The sequence below is a fragment of the Cytophagales bacterium genome, assembly GCA_033344775.1.
Taxonomy (GTDB): Bacteria; Bacteroidota; Bacteroidia; order Cytophagales; family Cyclobacteriaceae; genus JAWPMT01.
Genome location: JAWPMT010000005.1, coordinates 2,075,632 through 2,084,559, shown reverse-complemented (window position 1 = coordinate 2,084,559; position 8,928 = coordinate 2,075,632). Strand labels below are relative to the sequence as shown.

The following is an 8,928-nucleotide window of genomic DNA, read 5'->3' as shown; positions in this document are numbered from 1 at the left end:
GTGTCGGTTGACCATTGGTAATGAAAAAATAATCTACTGTCACTATCCTGGGATAAGGGTTTTCCCCTCCAAGGTAATTTTGTTCATGGCGAGTAGCCAATGTGTTTAATTTTCTAAATTCTCAGCATGCAATCAAGGACCAGTTGGCCTTCCATGAATGGTGGAATGTCACACTCCAAAACATCCCTTTTTAACCTATCCGAATGACTAACATCAGAATCACCCTCCTTCTTGCTTTTGTGTTTTCTGTCTGCAGTCTTTTTGGGCAAAATGGCGAAGTAAGGATTACCAGAAATTTTAATAATGTTTCCCTATCACAAGTACTTCAAGTACTCAACAATGAATACGGAGCCACAGTGTACGTGAAACCTGAATGGGTTGCAGGGGTCACCGTTTCTTCAAATTTGGAAGATAAGACGGTGCTGGATGCCCTTTCTATTTTGTTGAGAGGAACAACACTATCTGTTCAGGAAATAAAGAATGGTTTGTATGTGCTGTTTGACGAGCAGGCCGTTCAGGAACAATCGTATACCGTAAGTATCCGAGGAACCGTGCGGGATGCCAATAACGGAGAGGTCGTCATTGGCGCATCTGTCCTGCTTCCGGAGCTGGAGTTGGGGACGGTTACGGATGTGCAGGGCAATTATGCCCTACAGGTACCTTCCGGAAGTTATTTGCTTAAGGTAAAAGCCGTGGGCAATAGCGAGATCAGTGAGGTTCGGGATTTTACCCAGGACCAACAAATGGACATTGAACTGTTCTCAAAGACCCTCGAACTGGATGATATCGTGATCTCAGGCAGAAGTGCTGATGAAAATATCAGCGATACGCGTTCCGGACGGGTATCCATGGAGTTGGAAAGTATCCGAAAACTACCCGCCTTGATGGGTGAGCCTGATATCTCCAGAATTGTACAATCACTTCCTGGTGTGCAGACTGTAGGAGAAGGTGCCCGAGGCTTCAACATTCGAGGAGGAAACATTGACCAGAACCTGGTGTTGATGGATGGTATTCCGATCTACAACTCATCTCACTTACTGGGTTTCTTTTCGGTATTCAACCCCGATCTGGTGAGCAATTTCTCAGTGCTCAAAGGAAGTATACCTGCAGAATACGGAGGTAAGTTATCCAGCGTGATTGCCGTAGAAATGTCTACCCCAAGTTCAGAGGGGTTTGAATTATCTGGCGGTGTAGGACCGGTTTCTAACAAGCTTTCAGCGAATATTCCGATTTCTGAAAAACTTTCCGTGCGACTGGGAGGAAGGTACAGTGACCCTAGCTGGTTGTTGAACAATGTGCCGGACAGAGACGTACGTGCTAGTTCCGCACGGTTTTCTGATGGCAATGTGAAGCTGCGTTACCAGATCAATGAAAAGAATGTTGTTGAGTTCACCTCGTATTTAAGCACCGATTTTTATGACCTGGGTCGTGACTCAGCCTATGCCTACGATTCGAAGGCTTTCGGTATGAACTGGGTCTCTGATATCAACGAACAGTGGTTTACACAAACGACCATCTATCATTCCGATTACGATGCGGAGTTGCAGGATGCGACCACCAACCGACAGGCGATCACCGAGAATGGTATTCAATCCACAGGACTAAAATCCATGGTGGATTATCATCCAAATGACTATTTCACCATGCGAGCCGGTGTTGAAGCAAAGGCCAGCAAGATTGACCTGGGGCGACGGACACCAGATGGTTCGGATTCTCAAATTGAATTTAAGGAGATTGGAGAAGAGGAATCAATGGAGTTGGCGCTGTTTGGGGAAACCAATTTCCAACTCAATGAATCCTTGAATGTGACAGGGGGGATAAGATTATCCAGCTTTAATCGACTCAATGCCAATCAGGAATTCGTCTTTTCGGAGGAGCAGGCCCGATCGGCCTTTTCTATCACAGATACCCTGGATTTAGGTTCCTTCAAAAACCTATACAACAATATCGAACCACGGTTTGGGTTTAACCTGCGTGTCAGTCAGGAATCTTCCTTGAAAGGAAATTATACCCGGTCAGTGCAGTATGAGCACCTATTTACGAATTCCACTGCTTCACTGCCCACTGACCAATGGCGAACCAGTAGTGAAACCATTCGTCCGCAGGTTGCCAACCAATTTTCACTGGGTTACTTCCGGAATTTCAACGAGAACCTCTGGGAAACTTCAGTTGAACTTTACTACAAAGATTTTGAGCGATTGAACCTGGTTCGAACCGGGGCTAATGTGCTTTTGAAAGATGTACTGGAAGCAGATATCCTAGAAGGAACGGGGCGATCGATTGGTGCGGAGTTTTTGATCAGAAAGAATCGCGGTAAAGTAACTGGCTGGTTGAGTTATTTCTACTCTCGTACCAGAAACCGGGTAGCGTCTAATTTCCGGGAAGATCGCATTAACAATGGAGAGTTCTTTGCAGCTGATTTCGATCGGCCGCATAACCTGAACTTTTCGACCAGTATGAAACTTAGCAGGCTTTGGACCATGTCGGCGAACTTCGTCTATAACACGGGTCGTCCAGTTACCATACCCGTTTCTTCCTATGTTGTCGGGGGTGTACGTCTGTTCACGGTCAACGAACGTAACAATGTACGAACACCGGATATTCACCGGTTGGATCTTTCCTGGACTTTGGAAGGCAACAACAGAAGAAATTCCAGATGGCGAAACAGCTTTACTTTCTCAGTATACAACGTCTATGGCCGGGATAATCCGTTTTCAGTCTTTGCGCAGGCCCTGGATAACACAATCCCCAGGACTTTTCGCCTGACCGTGTTTGGCAACCCTATTCCTTCATTCACTTATAATTTCCAATTCAAATGAGAAAGGTATTATTCGGCTTTTGCTGCCTGTTGTCATGGTCACTTTTTGGGCAGAACCTGCACCTTGACCAAACCCTGTATCTTTCGGGAGATACGGTTCAGGGAGTGGCCTATTTTCAGGAAGCGGCCCTGGTGCCCTATGCCTATCACCTTTCATTGTTTGATGACAATGGAAATGCGTCCTTTAATAAGATCGTTTGGGTGCCCGCAACTGGTGTGGAGTTTTTCCTGCCACTGGATAAAGAGCTCGGTACAGGTAAGTACACTTTACAGTTGTCCAATTATCAAAATGGTATGATCACCCATGCGGAGGAAGTATGGATCGTCAATCCGGAAAATGGAAGTGCATTAGATACGGCCCCTGATGCTGGTCAGATCGGGACCGTGATTAAGCAAGGGAATGCTTTGGATGTAATGCTTTTCGAAACGACCGATTCGATCAAGTATACCGCACAAGTATTACAAGGTGGTAGCGGTGAAAAGCCAGTTCCGGTGAATCCAGGGGAGTCACATACTTTTGAAACCAAACCTGCTACTGACGTTCGGGTCAGTGTAAGAGATGAGCTATTCCGGGTATATAATGTTCGTGAGTCCATTACTGATCGCGGGCTTAGTTTCGAAAGCCAGCAGAATGGTGGCGCGTTGAACATGTCTTTGCGATTTGACGAGCCCATGGAGCAGGTTTCCGTATCGGTGACTGATTTAAGTCAAAGCCCTGCAAAGAATGCTTACCCGATACTTCCCAATGATGCAACCTCAAATTGTAAAGAGTTGCCTAATCACAGCCGTCTCAATGTAGGTTTAAAGACCTGGTTGAGAGGTTTTCAGCTTACCGGGACATTGAGCAATACCGCTGATGGGACTAAGATCATTGATCAACGGCTGATCATGTCCAACCCGCAAGATGATTTCGATTTGAAATATACCGCCTCTAACGAGCAAGGTCGATTTGGTTTTTACAACCTGGATTTTGAGGGAACCAAAACTTTGTATCTAAGTCAAACTGGTGAAGGTGTCGCTCAGGCAAAATTTGAATTTGCTCCACCACGCTCGTTCCTGGTTTCTCCTTTCCCGGTTTGCGCAGCTAGCTATGCGACAACAGCTGACGAGTTAAATGAAATGGTGCGTTTGAGGCTTTTGAATCGAAAAGTGGCCGAGCGGTTTTTGCAATTTCGAGAACTGCCAACACGTAAGGCTATTTATACACCTGAGCCTTTATTCAATGATGCCGATAACACCATTCTCCTGAGTGATTATGTGGAGTTCGGTACCATGAAAGAAGTGATCAAGGAGATCATTCCATATGTTTTCATGACTAAAAAAGGCATAGGGGTCTTTTCGGTGGACCAAAAGAAGTCTTTCAAGCCCAAACCTCTGATTCTTATCAACGGGGTACCGGTTCCTTATGAAGAGATCGTCATGGGGCTACAGCCAACGGAGATTCATTCAGTGCAGGTGCTCAATAAGCTCTCTACGATTGCTCCTTATGGGAATCTTGCACTTGGAGGTATTGTTTCGATCGTGATGAAAGATCAGTTTGATTTCCCTAACGAATTAGAAAGCATAGAAGTAGAAGGCTACTTCAAATCCAAGGCTCCTAAAGCTCCGGAAAAAGTAGATGGCGTGCCTTATTTCCCGGCATTGGTGCATTGGCAGGCGGATGTTCCTGTTGACCAAAACGGTAATGCATCTATTGACTTTCTCGTTCCTGATTACGGGACCAATGTAGGTGTGGAAGTCATGGGAATTACAAGCACAGGGAGGGTAATTACCAGGTATGAAGTAATCAACTTATCAAAAGCCCCAAAATAACCAGCTACTTCTATGAGGTCATTTATTATTTCTATGCTGCGATCAGCTTACATGCAATTACCAGTACTGGCCCTGGTTTTTAGCTTGAGTTGTGTTCAGCCATTTGATATCGGAATAGATGTTAATGGCACGCAGCAATTAGTGGTGGAAGGTTCCGTGAATGATGCCGATGAGGTCGTTACCGTGCGATTGAGAACATCCGGTAGTTTCGAGGGGGTTTCTGTCAATACTTTAGGGGTCAATGCACAGGTTCAGATTGTTTCCGGTGCCGACGAAATCACCCATCTGAATGAAATTTCTCCTGGTCTTTATCGTACAGATACGGCGGCATTGCTAGGGCAAGTAGGGGAATCTTATACGCTAAGAATACAATTAGCCAACGGTGAAAGCTACACGTCAACGATGGAAACGATTCCGCAACCGGTCAATATTTCACAGGGGAGAGCAGAAGCCCTGGAAACACGAGGCGTATCTGATGATCGTATTCCATTCGTAGAGTATTCACACAATGTCTATGCAAAGTTGGAGAATACTTCAGAGAATCATTTTGTACGGGTAACCGCTGCTGGTTGGGCAAGGGTTCAGGTTGACTATCCTTTATGTGGAGGATTTGATGGTGGATCAACAGGGCCTCCGGGACCTCAAATTTGTTGGTCCAGAAGAAATCCCATCACCAGCCAGGTCAATACTGTCACTAATCAGGCAGTGACCGGGAGTGAATACGAAGTGTTGGCGGATAATGTACCATTTGATTTCAGAGATGCATACGTCGCAGATCTTTTTGCCAACGCCATGTCTCCCGAGGCGTTTGCCTATTGGGAACTGGCCAAATTACAGATTGAGCGGGCTGGGGGATTGTTCGATCCGCCTTTTGCTCCGGTAGTAGGCAACATCAGGAATGTTAATGATCCGGATGAGGTTGTACTGGGGTATTTCCATGCCTATGCGCGAACTTCCACCAGGGTGTGTTTTGACCGGGCGGGAACACCCGCATTTGTGAACATTCCTATTCTCGATTGCTTGACTACCTGCACGCAATTTTTCAGACCCGCAGTTTTTGAACTGCCCTTTGATTTGGAAGACTCTTGCCCTGATCTTGAACGCTAGTGAATGGTCGTTGGGTCATATTTAGCTTCTTCTTTGCCTTGATTGGATGTGTAGAGCCCATCACAATTGATCCTCTAGATGATTTCGAAAGCCAGCTTATTGTAGAAGGCTGGATCAATGATGTGGATGAGATGGTGGTGGTCCGTTTAGGTACGAGTACACCTGATGGCATCGGAGAAAACACCCTAGGTCCTGGTGCGATCGTAACCATCGAAAGCGGGACTGGCGAAATGGTTTTGCTGGATGAAGTTTTTCCTGGTCTCTATTCGACAGCATCCAACGAGTTAGTAGGCGTCGTTGGTGAATCGTATACCCTCAATATCACGCTTAAAGATGACCGTTCTTATATCTCCGAGATAGTGACCATTCCCGAGCCAGTTGAATTTGGGTCAACGAGGGACGTACCGATAGAAAATCGTGGATTTACCGACGACCGGACGCCATTTGTGTCCTATTCCAATGACATATTCACCGAGCTTCAGAATACAGAGGATGAGCATTTTGTGCGCATCGAAACGTCAGGATGGGCCAATTTAAGAGTTGATTACCAACTAGAAGCTCCGGGGCCATTGACATGCTGGCAAATTCGCGATCCTGTGAACAGAGAAATTATTCTGGCGAATAATACGGGTGTGAATGTGGATACCTATGAGATTGAAGTGACCAATGTGCCTGTAGACATTCGGATGAATTACATCATTGAACTCTATGCGAATGCCATGTCCCCAGAAGCTTTTATTTTTTGGTTAGAAGCGCAAAGGCAATTAGAACGTGGTGGCGGCGTATTCGATCCGCCTTTTGCTCCGGTAGTAGGAAATATCCGCAATGTGAATGATCCTGACGAAGTAGTGCTTGGTTACTTTCATGCGTATGCCCGGACCATGACCCGCTATTGTTTTTCCCGCTTAGGCATCCCAGGGAATTTTGAAATACCTATTCTGCCTGCTACCGTACTATGTACAGATTTTTATGCACCTGCTGTTTTTGAATTACCATTTGATGATGACAGTCTCTGTAATTAGACCTACTCGATTGCTGGTGCTGATAGCTGTCTTGTTGATTGGCTGCACGGAGCCTATTGATCTGGCGAATAATCTTGGGGGAGGACAATTGGTCGTAGAAGGATCGATCAATGATGTCGATAGCGTTCATGTGGTGAGGCTTTCGACAAGTTCATTTGATGGGGTTGGCGAAAATACTTTGGGTCGGAATGCCCGGGTAACAATCACTGATCTTGCCAGTGATCAAGCACACACACTCAACGAAGTTTTTCCAGGCAGTTATGAAACAACACCCTGGGAATTGCAGGGCATCATTGGCCAATCGTATCGTTTGGATATTGTACTGGCCAATGGTCAATCGTATGCGTCTGATGCGGTTACTATTCCCGAGTCGATACCCGTTTCCAATACGGAAGTGAAATTGCTGGAAGAACGTGGTACGCTGGACAATGGTACCCCATTTGTAACCTATGCGCACGAAGTGCTGGTGGATTTCGAGAATTCTGAACGTCCACAATATGTGCGGATCGAATCGCAGGGATGGATTGAGTTATTCGTGGATTATGGGCTTTGCGACGAGGTATTGGGTGGCTTTGGTATTCCCGGAGAGTTGAGTTGCTGGCAATTCAGAGAAACCATTGAATCAAATATCAATACCGCTACCAATATTGGAGTTGACACGGATATGTATCAGGTATCTGCAGTGGTTGTTCCGTTTGATTTTCGGGCGGGCTATGTGACGGAATTATTTATCAACAGTATGTCCTTAGAAGCATTCGCTTATTGGGAGTTGGCAAAGACACAGTTGCAGCGAAATGGAGGAATTTTTGATCCACCTTTTCCACCTGTTGTAGGCAATGTGATCAATACAGATGGTGATGCTGAGCCCGTTTTGGGTTATTTCCACGCTTATTCCCAATCTTTTATCAGAACATGTTTTGATCGCACGGGTATTCCTGGGATGCTGAACATACCCGTTTTAGATTGTCTGACCACCTGCGAAGATTTTTGGGCGCCGGCAGTTTTTGAGTTACCCTTCGAAACAGAGGGACTATGTCCGATATGATTGTGAGAAACCGAAGTTTAATCCTCTTATTTTTTCTGTCACTTTTCGGTTGTGTTGATCCCATCGATGTGAAACTGGATCAGGATGTTACCAGACAGCTGGTCGTAGAAGGCTGGATCGATGATGTTAATGATTTGGTGGTGGTTCGGCTGAGTACCAGTACCATCAATGGAGTAGGAGAAAATACGCTGGGCGGGGGCGCCAGAGTAACCATTTCCACAGGTTCCGGAGAGATCTTTTTGCTGGAGGAGGCCATTCCCGGCGTTTATGCAACCCTTTCGGAATCAGTGAGAGGAGTGGTGGGAGAATCGTACCAGCTTAACATCGAGTCAGGAGATGGCCGCATGTATGAGTCAACCATGGAAACCTTGCCAAATCCAGTTTCAATTGGCCTGACGCAGGAGGAATTAATTGAAACAAGGGGGACAACTGATGATGGCACTCCTTTTGTTTCATATTTCCATGATGTATTTACGGCGCTTGAAAATACTTTGGATCAACACTTTGTACGATTTGAAACAACCGGCTGGGAAAAAGTGCTGGTGGATTATGAATTGGTACCGGCAGGCCCTCTCGATTGCTGGCAGTTCCAAAACCCGATCAATAGAGATGTCATTTTAGCCACCAATGCTGGAATATCAGGAAACACTTATGAGACGAAGGTCGCCAATGTACCTATTCAATTCAGAACGAATTACGTGGTGGAAGTGGTGGCGAATAGTATGACCAGCGAGGCGTTTGCCTATTGGTCGGAGGCAAAACGCCAGCTGAATAGGGGAGGAGGTATATTCGATCCACCTTTTGCACCGGTAATAGGAAATATCAGAAATGTCAATGATCCTACTGAAGCAGTGTTGGGCTACTTTCACGCCTATTCACAAGACATGACTCGATATTGCTATAGTCGTGATGGAATTCCGGTACAATTTGAAATTCCTGTCTTTCCTATAGGAGTCACGACACTGTGCACGGAGCATTATGCGCCGGCCTTATTCGAGTTGCCATTTGATGAGGGGGTCTGCCCGTGAGTGCATTTAGTATTGACAATTTTCAAGTCACTGCTAGTCGTTTACCCTGGCCATAAAGGGTGTCTTATAGCATAATAACGTTCCATTAACAATTGT

The 8,928-nt window shown here is 45.8% G+C and carries 6 protein-coding genes; all 6 read left to right on the top strand.

The window, feature by feature from the left end:
• The first annotated feature begins 203 nt into the window (after positions 1–203).
• From R8G66_26475 to R8G66_26450, 6 genes are read left to right on the top strand one after another with little or no spacing between them, the layout of a single operon-like run.
• Entirely contained in the window at positions 204–2,819 is a 2,616-nt protein-coding gene (locus R8G66_26475) for a carboxypeptidase-like regulatory domain-containing protein (GenBank protein ID MDW3195949.1), read from the top strand.
• Positions 2,816–4,630, top strand: a complete 1,815-nt coding sequence (locus tag R8G66_26470; protein MDW3195948.1) for a hypothetical protein — start codon at positions 2,816–2,818, stop codon at positions 4,628–4,630. The genes R8G66_26475 and R8G66_26470 overlap by 4 nt, the downstream gene beginning before the upstream one ends.
• Before the next feature lie 12 nt (positions 4,631–4,642).
• Positions 4,643–5,737 carry a DUF4249 domain-containing protein gene (locus R8G66_26465; GenBank protein MDW3195947.1) on the top strand — a complete coding sequence of 365 codons (1,095 nt, stop codon included), beginning with the start codon at positions 4,643–4,645 and terminating at the stop codon, positions 5,735–5,737.
• Positions 5,737–6,759, top strand: coding sequence for a DUF4249 domain-containing protein (locus R8G66_26460; GenBank protein MDW3195946.1), 1,023 nt, complete (start codon positions 5,737–5,739; stop codon positions 6,757–6,759). Before R8G66_26465 ends, R8G66_26460 begins: the two co-directional genes overlap by 1 nt.
• The gene (locus tag R8G66_26455; GenBank protein MDW3195945.1) at positions 6,737–7,804 is read left to right on the top strand and encodes a DUF4249 domain-containing protein; all 1,068 of its coding nucleotides are present in this window, start codon (positions 6,737–6,739) and stop codon (positions 7,802–7,804) included. Before R8G66_26460 ends, R8G66_26455 begins: the two co-directional genes overlap by 23 nt.
• On the top strand, positions 7,792–8,832 hold the full coding sequence (locus tag R8G66_26450) for a DUF4249 domain-containing protein (GenBank protein MDW3195944.1): 1,041 nt from the start codon (positions 7,792–7,794) through the stop codon (positions 8,830–8,832). The genes R8G66_26455 and R8G66_26450 overlap by 13 nt, the downstream gene beginning before the upstream one ends.
• The last annotated feature ends 96 nt before the right edge of the window (positions 8,833–8,928 follow it).